Raw genomic sequence first — 16,349 nt, 5'->3', positions numbered from 1 at the left:
CGGGTATAGTGACTATTATTGAATATGGTGTAACGCCCTACGGAACAATGGAAATAACACGGGAGTCATTATGACCTGGGAATACGGGCTAATTGGTTTAGTGGTAGGTATTATTGTCGGCGCAGTCGCCATGCGTTTTGGCAACAAAAAGCTGCGTGAGCAGCGCAGCATGCAGTATGAGCTGGAAAAATCGAAAGCGGAGCTGGCTGATTATCGCGAAGAGCTGACCAATCACTTCGCGCAGAGCGCGGAGCTGCTGGACAACATGGCGCGTGACTATCGTCAGCTCTATCAGCATATGGCAAAAGGCTCGAATGACCTGCTGCCAAATCTGCCTGGCCAGAAAAATCCGTTTGCCTATCAGCTGACTGAAGCTGAAGCGGACAACGATCAGGTGCCGGTGCAGATGCCGCGCGACTACTCTGAAGGCGCATCCGGTTTACTGCGTGGCGAGCGCCCTGCCCGCGACTAATCTTTTTGGGGCGCAGCCTGTCTGCGCCCGCTGTTTTTGCGAACCCTGACCGCAAACGACTGTCACACTCATTAATTTCCCCCACCTTTTGCAGCGAGAGCGTTGTAGCAATGAAAAAACAAGCACGCCTGTTTAGCGCATTAGCCCTGAGTATTGGGATGAGCCTTGCCGCCGCGCCAGACGCGATGGCAACGCTGCCAGCACAAATTGCTGGCCAGCCGCTGCCAAGTCTGGCGCCGATGCTGGAGAAAGTGTTGCCCGCCGTGGTCAGTGTTCACGTGGAAGGCACTGATTCCGGTGCGCAGGCTCAGGATATTCCTGAACCCCTGAAGCGTTTTTTCGGCCAGATGCCTGGCGGAAACAGTCAGCCGCAGCCATTTGAAGGCTTAGGTTCTGGCGTCATCATTGACGCCGCTAAAGGCTATGTGCTGACTAACAATCACGTGGTTAACGGTGCGGATAAGATCAACGTACAGCTTGGCGACGGCAGCGAATATGAAGCCAAACTGATCGGCCATGATGAGCAGACCGATATCGCGCTGATTCAGATTCAGGGTGCAAAAAACCTCACGCAGGTGAAAGTCGCAGACTCCGATCAGCTGAAAGTGGGTGATTTCGCAGTGGCGATCGGTAACCCGTTTGGCCTGGGGCAGACCGCCACCTCCGGGATTATTTCTGCGCTGGGCCGCAGCGGCCTGAACCTGGAAGGGCTGGAAAACTTTATTCAGACCGATGCTGCCATTAACCGCGGCAACTCAGGCGGTGCGCTGGTCAACCTTAACGGTGAGCTGATCGGTATCAACACCGCGATTCTGGCCTCCAGCGGCGGCAACATTGGCATCGGATTTGCGATTCCGAGCGATATGGCAATGAACCTCGCGCAACAGCTGATCAAATTTGGTGAAGTGAAGCGCGGTCAGCTCGGCATCAAAGGCACTGAAATGACGGCCGATATGGCTAAAGCGTTCAATGTCGATGCGCAGCGCGGCGCCTTTGTCTCAGAAGTCTTACCGCAGTCTGCCGCACAGAAAGCGGGCGTGAAGTCAGGCGATATCATTACGTCGATTAACGATAAGCCGATTACCAGCTTCGCAGAGCTGCGCGTCAAAGTGGGCACCACGCCGCCAGGCGAACAGGTTAAACTTGGCCTGCTGCGCGAAGGTAAGCCGCTAACCGTTACCGTCACGCTGGAACAGAGCGCCCAGAGTACCGCCAGCGCTCAGCTGATGTCACCTGCACTTCAGGGCGCAACCCTGAGTGATGGACAGACCAAAACCGGTGATAAAGGCGTGAAGGTCGATACCATCGAAAAAGGCACGCCGGCTGAACAGGTTGGCCTGCAGAAAGATGATGTGATTATCGGCGTTAACCGCAATCGCGTTCAGACCATTGCAGAAATGCGTAAAATTCTGGAAGGAAAACCGCCGGTACTGGCACTGAATGTGGTGCGCGGCGATGAAAGTATCTATCTGTTGTTGAGATAAACCTCGCATTACGGCGGACACAAGCGCGTGTGTGTCCGCCGCTCTCATGTTATTCTCCCCTGCGATCTCCCCTGGCGTGATTTAACACCATGTTTCTTAAACTTTTGCGTGCCGTGGTGCTGGGCCTGATTGTAGCGGGTATTTTGCTCGCAGCACTGCCTGCACTGCGTATGGGCAGCGACGCCCTCTATAACCACGAAAATATTACCGACGAAACGCCCTTTAGCTTCAATCAGGGGGTGCGCCGCGCCGTGCCTGCCGTTGTGAACGTTTACAACCGCAGCGCTCATGGCAACAACAATCGTGGCATCACTACCCTGGGTTCAGGGGTGATCATGAATACGAAAGGCTACATCCTTACCAACAAACATGTGATCAACAATGCCGATCAGATTATCGTGGCATTGCAGGATGGCCGCTTCTTTGAAGCGACGCTGGTGGGTTCCGATGGCATGACCGATCTGGCCGTACTGAAGATTACCGCTTCTGGCCTGCCTGTTATCCCGATTAATCCCAACCGGCAGCCGCATATCGGCGATGTGGTAATGGCGATCGGTAACCCCTATAACCTCGGTCAGACGGTAACGCAGGGCATTATCAGCGCCACGGGCCGCGTAGGCCTGAGTTCGTCAGGCCGACAGAACTTCCTGCAGACCGATGCCTCAATCAACCAGGGTAACTCCGGCGGTGCGCTGATTAACTCGCTTGGCGAACTGATGGGCATTAACACCCTGACGTTTGATAAGAGTAATGATGGTGAAACCCCGGAAGGCATCGGCTTCGCCATTCCAACCGTCTTAGCCTCAAAAATCATGGATAAGCTGATTCGTGATGGCCGGGTCATCCGCGGCTATATCGGCATTACCGGGCGTGAGTTGCCACCACTGCATGGCCAGGGCAGCAATCTGGATCGGGTTCAGGGGATTATTGTCAGTGTGGTCACGCCAGATGGGCCAGCGGATAAAGCCGGGATTCAGGCCAATGATGTATTGCTCAGCGTCAACGGCAAGCCAGCCATCTCCGCGCAGGAGACCATGGATCAGGTGGCCGAAATTCGTCCGGGTTCAGTAATTGATGTACAGGTGCTGCGAAACGACCAGAAGCTGACGCTGCCGGTGACGATTCAGGAGTTTCCGGATAGCAGCAGCTGATTGGCGGGGTTGTAGACTAACAGCAATGCCTTAGCCTGACGGGCAGGGGGGGCCCATCTGAAGAGCAAAGCGTCCGAGCCAGAATGGCGAGGCCGACCTGCAGGGATGCAGGTTTCCTTTGCGATCAGATGGGCCATCCCCGCCCTTTTCACTCGGACGTTTAGCAACGATCCACCGGAAACGCGATCACTTCACTCAATGACTCCGCTTTCAACGCCAGCATGATCAGGCGATCGATACCCAGCGCGACCCCGGAACAGGCTGGCATGCCATGCGCCAGCGCATCCAGCAGATAGGTATCAATCGGATGCACAGGCAGGCCGCGCGCTGCACGGCGACGGTTATCCTGCTCAAAGCGCTGACGCTGCTCACGGCTGTCGGTCAGCTCACGGAAACCGTTCGCCAGCTCAATGCCCTTATAATAGACCTCGAAACGCTCGGCCACACGATGATCTTCCGTACTGATCTCCGCCAGTGCCGCCTGGCTGGCCGGGAAGTGATAAACGAAGCAGGGTTTATCCTGACCAATCTTTGGTTCCACACCCAGCATAAACAGCAGCATCAGCAAGGTATCGCGATCCTCTTCTGTGCGCGCCAGCTCACCTTCACCCAGCTTCTCTGCTGCTTCACGCAACTGCGCTTTGTCCGCTGACAGCGGATCCAGATCCAGATGGCGGATAAATGCCTGCTGATACGAGAGTGACTCGGCGCTGTCACACTCCAGCACCTGCTGCATCAGATCGTCGACTTCGTTCATCAGACGGTACATGTCGTAATGCGGACGATACCACTCCAGCATGGTAAATTCGGGGTTATGGTGCCGTCCCGCCTCTTCATTGCGGAAGCTGCGCGCCATCTGGTAGATCGGGCCACTGCCCGCCGCCAGCAGGCGTTTCATATGATATTCCGGGCTGGTCATCAGCCAGAGATCGCGCCCCTGCGCCGCACCAGGCCCGACAAAACGCGTCTGGAAGGGCACCAGATGGATATCGGTAATCGTTGCCTGGCTCATCGCCGGCGTATCGACTTCCAGCACGCCGCGATCGGCAAAGAAACGACGCACTTCGGCTAAAATAGCGGCGCGTTTTAACAAATTGGCGATGGATGCGCTTGGTTGCCAGCTTGCCGTTTCGCTCATGGTGATGACTCCTGATACAAATTAGGGGGGGAAGTCTACCTGCAATGCCTGCGGCAAACAATCTCGTGCCCGCGCTGCCAAAAACAGCGTTTCGGCTTCTATACTTAAGCGGTTAAATCACAAAGGAATCCCACTATGTCTCCATGGAAAACAGTTGTTGCCAGCCTGAGTGCTTTTCTCTCAGTTGCCTGTAGCACCACGCCGCCAAAGAACGTCACGGTCATTGATAACTTTGACAGTCAGCGCTATCTCGGTCAGTGGTATGAGATTGCCCGCCTCAACCATCCCTTTGAGCGTGGCCTTGAGCAGGTGACGGCAAACTACAGCCCGCGTGAAGATGGCGGCCTGAAGGTGATTAATCGTGGCTATAACGTCAAAAAGCAGCGCTGGCAGGAGAGCGTTGGTAAAGCCTACTTTACTGGTGGACCCCAGCGTGCGTCGCTGAAAGTCTCTTTCTTTGGCCCCTTCTACGGCGGCTATAACGTTATCGCACTGGATCCCGACTATCGCTATGCGCTGGTGTGCGGCCCGAATCGCCACTATCTCTGGATACTGTCACGGACACCCCAACTGGAGCCGGGCGTAAAAGAGAAACTGGTTGAGCAGGCGCGTCGGGATGGTTTCCCGGTCGAAGAGCTAATCTGGGTAAAACAGAAATAGTGCAGATTATGACAAGCCGGTACGAAAAGCCTTTCGTACCGGTTGGAATAACAGGTTACTTCGTGCTGTTCTGAATCGCCTGGCCACCCGCCTCGACATCTTCACCGACACCGCGCGTGGTATTACACGCCGTCAGCAGAGAAGAGAGCACCAGTACAGAGAAGATTGCGGCAATACTTTTCTTTAACATAACAATGTCCTTTTTGATGGATGTAAAGTACAGCGCTTTAAGCATAGCCGGATTTCAGGCAGTTGCTGCGGGCGGGACTCTAAAAAGGACAATCAGTTAAGGTCATTTTGCCGCACGCGAAATGGCACCGCCTAAGTGGGAGACATCTTCGCCAAAACCGTGGAATGTGTTGCAGGCGCTAAGCGCAGAAGAGACCAGCAACGCGAATGCGATTAATTTTGCCAGCTTGATCATTTTTTTCTCTCAGACAAGAAAAAGGCGCACCAGAAGATGCGCCTGCGAATCTTATTTCACGCGTGACACGTATTCACCAGAGCGGGTGTCAACTTTGACCACTTCGCCCTCTTGCACGAACAATGGCACTTTCACCACGGCGCCGGTAGACAGCTTGGCTGGCTTGCCGCCAGTACCCGCAGTATCACCTTTCAGGCCTGGATCGGTTTCGATAACTTCAGCTTCGATAAAGTTCGGCGGCTGAACGGCGATTGGACGACCATTCCACAGCGTAACGATACATTCAGCGTTATCCTGCAGCCATTTCGCTGCATCGCTTACCGTCTTCTCTTCAACCTGGAACTGCTCAAAGCTTTCCGGATGCATGAAGTGGTAGAACTCGCCGTCGTTGTACAGGTAGTTCAGGTTGGTATCTACAACGTCTGCGCCTTCAGCGGAGTCGGTAGATTTAAAAGTTTTCTCAACGCGAGAACCCGTCAGCAGGCGACGCATTTTAACGCGTGCGAATGCCTGACCTTTACCCGGTTTAACGAACTCACTGGATTCGATGGCATACGGCTCGCCTTCGAACATGATTTTAAGACCGGGACGGAAATCGTTGCTAGAATAAGTCGCCATGAAGGCCCTCTACGAAAATTGACACTGGTACTAAGCCAAAAAAATGGCACACATTGTAACCCTAAAAACACCTTCCAGAGAAGATTGGTTGCAGCAACTTGCGGATGTTGTCACTGAACCTGATGAATTACTGCGGATTTTAGCCCTTGATCAGCACACTGAGCTGGCTGAAGGTGCGGATGCGCGGCGTCTTTTCGCCCTGCGTGTCCCGCATGCGTTCATCCGCCGGATGAAAAAAGGCGATGCGCACGATCCACTGCTGCTTCAGGTACTGACCCGCCGCCAGGAATTCATCGATGCGCCAGGTTATAGCACCGATCCACTCGATGAACAAAGCAACGTTGTACCTGGATTGCTGCATAAATATCGAAACCGGGCGTTATTGCTGGTAAAAGGCGGCTGCGCCGTCAACTGTCGCTACTGCTTCCGTCGTCATTTCCCTTATCAGGACAATCCCGGCAACAAGCGTAGCTGGCAGGCTGCACTGGACTATATCGCCGATCATCCCGAGCTGGATGAGATCATTTTTTCCGGCGGCGATCCGTTGATGGCGAAAGATCATGAGCTCGCCTGGCTGATCGCGGCGCTGGAAAAGATCCCGCACCTGAAGCGTCTGCGCATCCACAGCCGATTACCGGTAGTGATCCCGGCGCGCATCACCGATCAGCTCTGTCAGATGCTCAGCGAAACCCGCCTGCAGGTACTGATGGTGACGCACATCAACCATGCGCAGGAGATCGATGATGAATTACGTGAGGCGATGAGCAGCCTGAAGCGTGCCGGCGTCACCCTGCTGAATCAGAGCGTGCTGTTGCGTGGTATCAACGATAATGCCCGGACGCTGGCCACGCTGAGCAATGCGCTGTTTGATGCCGGTATTCTGCCCTACTATCTGCACGTGCTGGATAAGGTACAGGGTGCCGCGCACTTCTTTGTGTCAGATGAGGAAGCCCGTCAACTGGTGCGTGCGCTGCTGTCACAGGTCTCGGGTTATCTGGTGCCAAAACTGGCGCGTGAAATTGGTGGAGAGCCAAGTAAAACACCACTGGATTTACAGCTGCGTCAGGAATAAAAACGGCCAGCAAAAAGCTGGCCGATTAAATAAAGCAGACGCCCGATTCACATTATGGGCACTTATAAACCTGTCCGGTCATTTTGCTGTCGAGTGGCGCGAACGCGGACAACAGATTCTGCGTCGGGCTGGTTGCACCGTAAATGACGTTGCCGCCCATCTCCGCTGCGCGATTGCGCAGATCATTCGCTGCACCGCGCAGTGCGCTGGTTTCGCCGCCTGCACCGCTCAGCCAGTTGCTCTGTGAGCCGGTGATATTGCCCAGAAGCTGGCAGTTATTGCCAGGCTGCTGATCGGTAAACGTTACACGCTGTCCTGCTGAAGAGAGTTGCGTAGAGCTGCTGCAGCCCGCCAGCAATAACGCGCCAGCCGTCAGTCCGAGCAAGAGGTTAATCCGCATTGTAATCCCCATTTATTATCATCAGAGTCGGGTGGCAGCGTAGCAGAAAAAGATCACTTTTTTCTGAACATTCATTGCCTTAATCCCGTTATATCACCTCAATATTTCATACTGAGTTCAGGCTGGCAGATTGGCGCATCCCGATAAACTTACAGCGGTAAGTCAATCCGGCAGGGCGGCAACAGTCAGCGCGCAGACAGCGGGAGATATCAAGAGGAAAGACGAACGATTGCGCCACTACTTATACTATTTTCCTGCCCAAAAGAAAAACCCCCGACCGTTTCCGATCGGGGGTTCTGTGATGACTTAAGCAGTCAACGGCAATTACATCATGCCGCCCATACCGCCCATGCCACCCATACCGCCAGCGCCGCCGCCTAAATCAGGTGCATCGCCTTTTGGCAGGTCAGTGACCATACATTCGGTGGTGATCATCAGACCCGCAACAGAGGCCGCGTACTGCAGAGCAGAACGGGTCACTTTGGTTGGGTCCAGGATACCGAAGTCGATCATGTTGCCGTACTCTTCAGTCTGCGCGTTGTAACCGTAGTTACCGTCGCCCGCTTTCACATTGTTAGCAACAACGGATGGCTCTTCACCGGCGTTAGAGACGATCTGACGCAGTGGAGATTCCATTGCACGCAGCGCAACTTTGATACCGACGTTCTGGTCTTCGTTCTGACCACGCAGATCGGCCAGCTGTGCGGCAACGCGAACCAGCGCCACACCACCACCTGCAACCACGCCTTCTTCGACAGCAGCACGGGTTGCGTGCAGCGCATCTTCAACGCGGGCTTTCTTCTCTTTCATTTCAACTTCAGTTGCTGCGCCTACTTTCAGAACGGCTACGCCGCCTGCCAGTTTCGCTACGCGCTCCTGCAGTTTTTCTTTGTCGTAATCAGAGGTTGCTTCTTCGATCTGCTGACGAATCTGGGTCACACGGCCCTGGATTGTCGCCTCTTCACCCACACCGTCGATGATGGTGGTGGTGTCTTTGTTGATCACAACGCGTTTAGCCTGGCCCAGATCTTCCAGCGCCGCTTTTTCCAGCTCCATACCGATCTCTTCAGAGATCACAGTACCACCGGTCAGGATAGCGATATCCTGCAGCATAGCTTTACGACGGTCGCCGAAGCCTGGTGCTTTAACCGCAGCCACTTTCACGATGCCGCGCATGGTGTTAACCACCAGTGTTGCCAGCGCTTCGCCTTCAACATCTTCCGCGATGATCAGCAATGGTTTGCCTGCTTTCGCAACAGCTTCCAGCACTGGCAGCATTTCACGGATGTTAGAAATTTTCTTGTCAGCCAGCAGGATGAACGGAGATTCCAGTTCAATCGCGCCAGTTTCTGGCTTGTTGATGAAGTAAGGAGAGAGGTAGCCACGATCGAACTGCATACCTTCAACCACATCCAGCTCGTCCTGCAGGCCGGTGCCTTCTTCAACGGTGATCACGCCTTCTTTACCGACTTTTTCCATCGCCTGAGCAATCAGCTGGCCTACGGTTTCATCGGAGTTAGCAGAGATAGTACCAACCTGTGCAATCGCTTTAGAGTCTGAGCAAGGCACAGACAGCGCTTTCAGTTTCTCAACTGCAGCGATAACGGCCTGGTCGATACCGCGCTTCAGGTCCATCGGGTTCATACCCGCTGCGACCGCTTTCAGGCCTTCGGTGATGATTGACTGTGCCAGTACGGTTGCCGTGGTGGTACCGTCGCCCGCAGCGTCGTTCGCTTTAGAGGCCACTTCTTTCACCATCTGCGCGCCCATGTTCTCGAACTTGTCTTCCAGCTCGATTTCACGTGCCACAGAAACACCATCTTTAGTGATGGTCGGTGCACCAAAAGATTTATCCAGAACCACGTTACGGCCTTTCGGGCCCAGGGTAACTTTTACTGCATCTGCCAGTACGTTCACGCCACGCAGCATTTTTACGCGAGCGTCATTACCGAATTTTACGTCTTTAGCTGCCATTTCAATTGTCCCTTAAATTCGTTTCGTTCAGTGAGTTACGCGAAAAAATTACGCTTCAACAATCGCCAGAATGTCGCTTTCAGAGATGATCAGCACTTCTTCGTTGTCGATCTTTTCGGTTTTAGCACCGTAACCTTCATTGAAGATCACGACATCACCAACCTTCACGTCCAGCGGCTTAACGTCGCCACTCTCAAGGATGCGGCCATTGCCGACAGCCAGAACTTCACCACGAGTGGATTTACCTGCTGCGGAACCGGTCAGCACGATGCCGCCAGCTGATTTAGCTTCAACTTCTTTACGCTTGACGATGACGCGATCGTGCAATGGACGAATTTTCATTTGATAGCTCTCCTTTGAGAAGTCCAATCATTCAGTTTTGGGGTTGAACACCGGGCTGCATGGCTTCCGGCCTCGTGACCAGAGAGATAGGGCCATACCCACCTGCTTTCAAGGGGGCGGACAACAAATTTTTTACGCGAACGTGATAAGTGGCGGCTTTTTGAACAGAAGGCGCGACAAATAAAAAACGCAGCCCGGAGGCTGCGCTTTCAAAGGTAACCGCTGTGATTAACGATCCTTGTGATCGTCATGGTGCTCAAGGCGATCGCTGTTTTTACGTTCGAATTCGCCATCCATGGTGTAACCGCTGTCCGGTCCGGCACCCGGTCCGCGCCAGACGCGCAGATGGGGCATCAGCTTCAGCGTCAGATGCTTCTGCACTGGTGGCAGCAGCAGCAACAGACCGAGCAGGTCAGTAAAGAAGCCCGGCAACAGCAGCAGGAAACCGGCGATGATCAGCGATACGCTTTTGATCATCTCACTGGCAGGACTTTCGTTACGCGCCAGCTTCTCCTGCATCAGCATGAAGTTCTTCATGCCCTGATTTTTGACCAGCGACACCCCGATGCACGAAGTGAAGACCACCAGCAGCATGGTCAGCAGCACGCCCATGACGTGCGCAACCTGAATGAAGAGCGAAATCTCGATCCAGGCCAGAACAAAAAAGACTAATAACGGTATCCAGCGCACCGTACTCTCCTGTAAGTAGGGCTGAACGGCAGCGTGCCGGTCAGCAGAAAGCGTTCATCCTGAGGATGATAAGAAAAGAGATGGGCACCCACGCCGCCATTTTCAACCGATCCTGTCAAATTTATCCTGCGGGGTTAATTTTGTAACCAACTTCACATATCGTTAACCAGACGGCAGCATTAAGTGATCTGCATGCGTGCTTTTCTTATGCATCAGAATATGATCGCACATGCCACGGTGAAGACGGATAATATGTCGGCACGGGCACACCACAACAAAATAAACACATCCTTTGTGATGGTTAGCGGCAACAACAAGAAGGTTATCATGGCGAACAACATTCGTATCGAAGAAGACCTGTTAGGTATGCGCGAAGTTCCGGCGGATGCCTATTATGGCGTTCATACTCTGCGTGCGATTGAAAATTTTTATATCAGCAACAGTAAAATCAGCGACATACCTGAATTTGTCCGCGGTATGGTGATGGTAAAAAAAGCGGCAGCGATGGCCAATAAAGAGCTGCAGACCATCCCGCGTAACATTGCCGATACCATCATTAAGGCCTGCGACGAAGTGCTGAACAACGGTCGCTGTATGGACCAGTTCCCCGTGGATGTCTATCAGGGCGGGGCCGGAACCTCGGTCAATATGAACACCAATGAGGTACTGGCAAACATCGGCCTGGAGCTGATGGGCCACCAGAAAGGGGAATATCAGTACCTTAACCCCAACGATCATGTGAACAAATGCCAGTCCACTAACGACGCCTACCCGACCGGTTTTCGCATTGCCGTTTACAGCTCGCTGCTGAAACTGCTTGATGGCATCAGCCAGCTGGCCGAAGGCTTCCAGCACAAAGCCGATGAATTCCAGACCATCCTGAAAATGGGCCGCACCCAGCTGCAGGATGCCGTGCCAATGACCCTCGGTCAGGAGTTTCACGCTTTCAGCGTGCTGCTGAATGAAGAGACCAAAAGCATTCTGCGCACTGCTGAACTGCTGCTGGAAGTGAACCTGGGCGCGACCGCCATCGGCACCCGCCTCAATACCCCGGAAGGCTATCAGCATCTGGCGGTTCAGCGTCTGGCGGAAGTCAGCAATCTGCCGGTGGTGCCAGCGGAAGATCTGATTGAAGCGACCTCTGACTGCGGTGCCTATGTGATGGTCCATTCATCACTGAAACGTCTGGCGGTGAAGCTCTCTAAAATCTGTAATGACCTGCGCCTGCTCTCCTCCGGTCCACGCGCCGGGCTGAACGAAATCAACCTGCCAGAGCTGCAGGCGGGTTCCTCTATCATGCCGGCCAAGGTCAATCCGGTCGTGCCAGAGGTCGTTAACCAGGTCTGCTTCAAAGTGATCGGCAACGACATCACCGTAACGATGGCTTCTGAAGCGGGCCAGTTGCAGCTTAACGTGATGGAGCCGGTGATTGGCCAGGCGCTGTTTGAGTCAATCAGCATCCTGACGAATGCCTGCTACAACCTGCTGGAGAAGTGCGTCAACGGCATTACTGCTAACCGCGCGGTGTGCGAAGCCTACGTCTTCAACTCGATTGGTATCGTCACTTACCTCAACCCTTACATCGGCCACCACAACGGCGATATCGTTGGAAAAATCTGTGCGGAAACCGGTAAAAGCGTGCGTGAGGTGGTGCTGGAGCGCGGCCTGCTGACGGAAAGTGAGCTGGACGATATCTTCTCGGTTCAGAACCTGATGTACCCGGTTTACAAAGCGAAACGTTATACCGATGAAAGTGAACAGTAAGGGTTAACCGACGCTGGTTAACCAAAGGCACACCGCGATCAACACGGTGTGCCTTTTTTTTTGTTACACAGCACACCCAGGTTTTACCGGTTTACTTTACAGGAGTGATTCATGTTTGTGGTTGAGCTGCTTATCGTCTTAATGGCGATCTGGTTGGGCGCGCGTCTTGGCGGCATTGGCATCGGGTTCGCCGGCGGCATGGGCGTGCTGGTGCTGACGCTGGGATTTGGCATGGCACCCGGTGCTATCCCGTTCGATGTGATCGAAATCATCATGGCGGTGATCGCCGCGATCGCCGCCATGCAGGTGGCGGGCGGCATGGATTATCTGGTGAGCCTGGCGGAACGCCTGCTGCGCCGTCATCCGCGCCATGTCACTCTACTGGCTCCGCTGGTGACCTATCTGATGACGCTGCTGGCCGGAACCGGGCACACCGCGTTCTCGACGCTGCCGGTGATTGCCGAAGTCGCGAAGGAGCAAGGCGTTCGCCCTTCCCGGCCACTGTCGATTGCGGTGGTGGCTTCGCAGATCGCGATTACCGCGTCACCCATTTCAGCCGCGGTGGTCTTCTTCGCCACCCTGCTTGAACCGCGCGGCGTCAGCTATATCACGCTGCTGGCGATAGCCATCCCCTCAACTATGGTGGGTCTCTTCCTGGCGGCACTGATGACCAACTTCCTGGGCCGTGAGCTGAAAGATGATGAGGTCTATCAGGCACGTCTCGCCAAAGGTGAAGTCACACTGCGCGGTGCCAGCATCTTCCAGGCAAAACCGGGCGCGAAAAAGTCGGTGCTGCTGTTTCTGACAGGGATTGTGGCCGTGGTGCTCTATGCCACCGCGACCAGCGCCAGCGTCGGCCTGATCGCCAATCCGCCGCTACCACGTAACGAAGCGATTGTGGTATTTATGCTGACCATCGCCACGCTGATCAGCCTGACCTGCAAACTCGACACCAGCGAAATCCTTAGTGCCAGCACCTTTAAATCCGGCATGAGCGCCTGTATCTGCGTGATGGGCGTTGCCTGGCTGGGCGATACCTTTGTCAAAGCGCATCTGGCGGAGATCCAGATGCTGGCGGGCGACGCGCTGAAAACCTATCCATGGATGCTGGCGCTGGTGCTGTTTTTCGCCTCCATGCTGCTCTACTCTCAGGCCGCTACCACTAAAGCACTGATGCCCGCCGCGCTGCTGCTGGGCGTGACGCCGCTGACGGCCATCGCGTCATTCGCAGCGGTTTCGGCGCTGTTTGTGCTGCCGACCTACCCGACCCTGCTGGCCGCCGTGGAGATGGATGACACCGGCTCAACCCGGATTGGCAAGTTTGTCTTTAACCATGCCTTTATTATTCCCGGTGTGATCGCCATTGCGCTGTCGGTACTCTCCGGCTTCGTCTTTGGCGGCTTGCTGTTATAGCGCCGTCATCGTGTTACGGATGGAGCGTGCTATCATCGGCGCTCTTTTCAACAGGAGTCACAGGATGAACGCTGTCGTGATCCTCTGCACCGTGCCCGATCAGGCCACGGCAGAAAAACTTGCTGCCCTGGCGCTGGAAGCCCGACTGGCGGCCTGCGTCACAATGCTGCCGGGCGCGACCTCCTGGTATCTCTGGCAGGGCAAAATGGAGCAGAGCAGCGAAGTCCAGATGCTGCTGAAGTGCGACAGCGATCATCAGCAGGCGCTGTGTGACCTGCTCAAACAGGCGCATCCCTACGACGTGCCTGAACTGCTGGCGCTACCGGTTCAATATGGAGACAGTGAATACTTGTCATGGCTGCACGCATCTCTCGCTTAATTACGCTTCTGCTGACGCTGTTTATCTGTCTGCAGGCGCACGCATCACTCTTTTCAAATCCGGCGACCAGCCGCTTTGTGCCGGTCGATCAGGCGTTTACGTTTGACTTTGACCAGCAGGGCGCGCAGCTCAACCTGCACTGGAAAGTGAAACCGGGTTACTACCTTTATCGCCAGCAAATCCACATCACGCCGCAGAACGCGACCATTGCGCCGCTGACGCTGCCCGCCGGTCAGCCGCATGAAGATGAATTCTTCGGCAAAAGTGAGGTTTATCCGCAGGACCTGACGCTGCCGGTGACGCTGAAACAGGCAGGCCCTGATGCCACGCTCAGCGTTACGTATCAGGGCTGTGCTGCCGCCGGATTCTGTTATCCGCCGGAGACACGCAGCGTGCCGGTAAGTGAGATTGCAGCCAGCAGCGCGCCAGCGCCGGTCAGTGCTCAGCCCGCGCCTGCCAGTCCGCTGCCCTTTTCTCCGCTCTGGGCGTTATTGATCGGCATCGGCGTGGCGTTTACCCCCTGCGTACTGCCGATGTATCCACTGATCTCCGGCATCATCCTTGGCGGCAAGCGCCACTATTCGCTGGGCCGACTATTTGCGCTGGCAATGGTCTATGTCCAGGGAATGGCGCTGACCTATACGTTATTGGGGATGGTGGTCGCGGCCGCGGGGCTGCGCTTCCAGGCTGCGTTGCAGCACCCCTACGTGCTGTTCACGCTCTCCCTGCTGTTCATCGTGCTGGCGCTGTCGATGTTCGGCCTGTTTACGCTGCAACTGCCCGCCAGCCTGCAAACCCGTCTGACCCTGTGGAGCAATCGCCAGCAGGGAGGATCGCTGCCCGGCGTCTTCCTGATGGGTGCGCTGGCAGGTTTGATCTGTTCGCCCTGCACCACGGCCCCGCTCAGTGCCATTCTGCTTTACATCGCGCAGAGCGGAAATCTGTGGGCCGGTGCCGGAACGCTGTGGCTCTATGCGGTCGGCATGGGCTTACCATTGATTGCCGTGACCCTGTTTGGTAACCGGCTGCTGCCGAAAAGCGGCCCGTGGATGCAAACCGTTAAAGAAGGCTTTGGCTTTGTCATCCTGGCGTTGCCGGTCTTCCTGCTGGAGCGGGTGCTGGGTGACGCGTGGGGCGTGCGGCTCTGGAGCCTGCTCGGCGTGGCCTTCTTCGGCTGGGCGTTCACCGTCAGCCTGCGCGCCAGCAGCGGTAAGTGGCGCGTCGTGCAGATTATCATGCTGGCCGCTGCGCTGATCAGCGCGCGTCCGTTGCAGGACTGGGCCTTTGGCGGTCAGGCCGCGCAGCATGCTGTAGCTCCGCTGCCGTTCCAGACGCTTCAGACACCGCAGCAGCTCAATAGCGCGCTGCAGCAGGCCCGCGGCCGCATCACCATGGTCGATCTCTACGCCGACTGGTGCGTCGCCTGCAAAGAGTTTGAAAAATATACCTTTAGTGATAGCGCCGTGCGCGATAGCCTGAGCAAGGTACAGCTGCTACAGGCCAACGTCACCGCCAACAGCGCCAGCGACAACGTGCTGTTGCAGCATCTTCAGGTGCTGGGCTTACCGACAATTTTGTTCTTCGATGCGCAGGGCCATGAAATCCCCGGCTCGCGCATCACCGGGTTTCTCAATGCCGCCGACTTCAGAGCGCATTTGCAGAAACTTACCCCGTAAACAACACTGGAGTCAGGTCATTGCCCGGTGAATGACCGGGCCTGCATACCAGAGGAGAGTCACTTGCAGCGTGAACAGATACTCGAGCATGCATTGAATGTGCTTGAACAAAACGGCCTCGCCGCCACCCTCTCATTGGAAACCCTGGCGGGACAGACTGAATTAACCCTTGAGCAGCTTCAGCTGTTCTGGCCCGATCGTGATGCTCTGCTCTATGATGCGCTGCGCTATCACGGCCAGCAGATCGAAACCTGGCGCCGCCAGATCCTGCTGGATGAATCGCTGTCACCGGATCAGAAGCTGATGGCGCGCTATGAAGTACTGAGTGAGCAGGTCAGCAAAGGCCGTTTTCCGGGCTGCCTGTTTATCGCCGCCTGCAGCTTCTATCCACAGCCCGATCAGCCCATTCATCAGCTGGCCGAGCAGCAGAAACGCGGCTCCTGGCAGTTCACCCATGAGATTCTGGTAGAGCAGGCGCTGGATAATCCCAGCATGGTCGCCGATCAGATGGAGCTGATCCTTGAAGGCTGCCTGAGCAAGCTGCTGGTGAAGCGTAATGTGCAGGATGTCGCCACCGCCCAGCGACTGGCGGAGGATGTTTACAGCATCGCGCTGTGCCGTAAAAATGGCGCGCTGGCCTGAGGTTTTGCCCGCTTTGACTGAAAATCAGGCAATCAGTCACGTTTCCAGGG

The 16,349-nt window shown here is 55.3% G+C and carries 18 protein-coding genes; 10 read left to right on the top strand and 8 right to left on the bottom strand.

Going from position 1 to position 16,349, the window contains the following annotated elements; genetic code table 11:
- Window positions 1–70 precede the first annotated feature (70 nt).
- The 3 genes from zapG to degS all read left to right on the top strand — a co-directional run bounded on the left by zapG (window position 71) and on the right by degS (window position 3,107).
- On the top strand, window positions 71–472 hold the full coding sequence (gene zapG / locus BY447_RS12415; RefSeq protein WP_003848291.1) for a Z-ring associated protein ZapG: 402 nt from the start codon (window positions 71–73) through the stop codon (window positions 470–472).
- 110 nt (window positions 473–582) lie between these two features.
- Complete coding sequence (degQ, locus tag BY447_RS12410) at window positions 583–1,956, top strand: serine endoprotease DegQ (RefSeq protein ID WP_010251960.1); 1,374 nt, start codon at window positions 583–585, stop codon at window positions 1,954–1,956.
- An 89-nt stretch (window positions 1,957–2,045) separates the two neighbouring features.
- Entirely contained in the window at window positions 2,046–3,107 is a 1,062-nt protein-coding gene (gene degS / locus BY447_RS12405; RefSeq protein ID WP_033781618.1) for an outer membrane-stress sensor serine endopeptidase DegS, read from the top strand.
- Window positions 3,108–3,267: 160 nt separating this feature from the next.
- Here the strand turns inward: degS and epmA are convergent, their stop codons facing one another.
- Window positions 3,268–4,245: an elongation factor P--(R)-beta-lysine ligase gene (gene epmA, locus BY447_RS12400; RefSeq protein WP_107319262.1), complete on the bottom strand. Its 978-nt coding sequence runs from the start codon at window positions 4,243–4,245 to the stop codon at window positions 3,268–3,270.
- A 135-nt stretch (window positions 4,246–4,380) separates the two neighbouring features.
- On the opposite strand from epmA, the gene BY447_RS12395 reads away from it, so the two are divergent.
- Window positions 4,381–4,905, top strand: a complete 525-nt coding sequence (locus tag BY447_RS12395) for a lipocalin family protein (RefSeq protein ID WP_110331227.1) — start codon at window positions 4,381–4,383, stop codon at window positions 4,903–4,905.
- A 55-nt stretch (window positions 4,906–4,960) separates the two neighbouring features.
- Here the strand turns inward: BY447_RS12395 and BY447_RS12390 are convergent, their stop codons facing one another.
- The 3 genes from BY447_RS12390 to efp form a co-directional block, all read right to left on the bottom strand.
- A complete protein-coding gene (locus BY447_RS12390; protein WP_003848302.1) occupies window positions 4,961–5,095 on the bottom strand; it encodes an entericidin A/B family lipoprotein in 135 nt (44 codons plus the stop codon).
- 102 nt (window positions 5,096–5,197) lie between these two features.
- Window positions 5,198–5,329 (bottom strand): entericidin A/B family lipoprotein, encoded by a 132-nt coding sequence (locus tag BY447_RS12385; protein ID WP_003848306.1) that lies wholly within the window; start codon window positions 5,327–5,329, stop codon window positions 5,198–5,200.
- A gap of 51 nt (window positions 5,330–5,380) precedes the next feature.
- Entirely contained in the window at window positions 5,381–5,947 is a 567-nt protein-coding gene (gene efp, locus BY447_RS12380; protein WP_010251979.1) for an elongation factor P, read from the bottom strand.
- 43 nt (window positions 5,948–5,990) lie between these two features.
- Here efp and epmB point away from each other — a divergent pair, with 43 nt between their 5' ends.
- Entirely contained in the window at window positions 5,991–7,019 is a 1,029-nt protein-coding gene (gene epmB / locus BY447_RS12375) for an EF-P beta-lysylation protein EpmB (protein ID WP_095706329.1), read from the top strand.
- Between the two features lie 52 nt (window positions 7,020–7,071).
- Here epmB and BY447_RS12370 read toward each other — a convergent pair whose 3' ends face one another.
- The 4 genes from BY447_RS12370 to BY447_RS12355 form a co-directional block, all read right to left on the bottom strand.
- Window positions 7,072–7,419 (bottom strand): DUF4156 domain-containing protein, encoded by a 348-nt coding sequence (locus tag BY447_RS12370; RefSeq protein WP_008925394.1) that lies wholly within the window; start codon window positions 7,417–7,419, stop codon window positions 7,072–7,074.
- Window positions 7,420–7,743: 324 nt separating this feature from the next.
- On the bottom strand, window positions 7,744–9,393 hold the full coding sequence (gene groL / locus BY447_RS12365) for a chaperonin GroEL (RefSeq protein ID WP_003848314.1): 1,650 nt from the start codon (window positions 9,391–9,393) through the stop codon (window positions 7,744–7,746).
- Between the two features lie 48 nt (window positions 9,394–9,441).
- Window positions 9,442–9,735, bottom strand: coding sequence for a co-chaperone GroES (locus BY447_RS12360; protein ID WP_009092502.1), 294 nt, complete (start codon window positions 9,733–9,735; stop codon window positions 9,442–9,444).
- 228 nt (window positions 9,736–9,963) lie between these two features.
- Window positions 9,964–10,425, bottom strand: a complete 462-nt coding sequence (locus BY447_RS12355) for an FxsA family protein (protein ID WP_013359865.1) — start codon at window positions 10,423–10,425, stop codon at window positions 9,964–9,966.
- Between the two features lie 327 nt (window positions 10,426–10,752).
- Here BY447_RS12355 and aspA point away from each other — a divergent pair, with 327 nt between their 5' ends.
- The 5 genes from aspA to dicD all read left to right on the top strand — a co-directional run bounded on the left by aspA (window position 10,753) and on the right by dicD (window position 16,299).
- Window positions 10,753–12,189 carry an aspartate ammonia-lyase gene (gene aspA / locus BY447_RS12350; protein WP_041457294.1) on the top strand — a complete coding sequence of 479 codons (1,437 nt, stop codon included), beginning with the start codon at window positions 10,753–10,755 and terminating at the stop codon, window positions 12,187–12,189.
- 111 nt (window positions 12,190–12,300) lie between these two features.
- The gene (locus tag BY447_RS12345; RefSeq protein ID WP_110331226.1) at window positions 12,301–13,602 is read left to right on the top strand and encodes an anaerobic C4-dicarboxylate transporter; all 1,302 of its coding nucleotides are present in this window, start codon (window positions 12,301–12,303) and stop codon (window positions 13,600–13,602) included.
- A gap of 64 nt (window positions 13,603–13,666) precedes the next feature.
- A complete protein-coding gene (gene cutA, locus BY447_RS12340) occupies window positions 13,667–13,981 on the top strand; it encodes a divalent cation tolerance protein CutA (RefSeq protein WP_013359862.1) in 315 nt (104 codons plus the stop codon).
- Window positions 13,957–15,657, top strand: a complete 1,701-nt coding sequence (locus BY447_RS12335) for a protein-disulfide reductase DsbD (RefSeq protein ID WP_110331225.1) — start codon at window positions 13,957–13,959, stop codon at window positions 15,655–15,657. Before cutA ends, BY447_RS12335 begins: the two co-directional genes overlap by 25 nt.
- Before the next feature lie 63 nt (window positions 15,658–15,720).
- Window positions 15,721–16,299, top strand: a complete 579-nt coding sequence (gene dicD, locus BY447_RS12330) for a division control transcriptional repressor DicD (RefSeq protein ID WP_033731223.1) — start codon at window positions 15,721–15,723, stop codon at window positions 16,297–16,299.
- Window positions 16,300–16,349: the final 50 nt, after the last annotated feature.

The organism is Pantoea sp. JKS000250 (assembly GCF_003201065.1).
Classification (GTDB): Bacteria; Pseudomonadota; Gammaproteobacteria; order Enterobacterales; family Enterobacteriaceae; genus Pantoea; species Pantoea vagans.
This window is presented reverse-complemented; position numbering and strand designations above follow the sequence as displayed.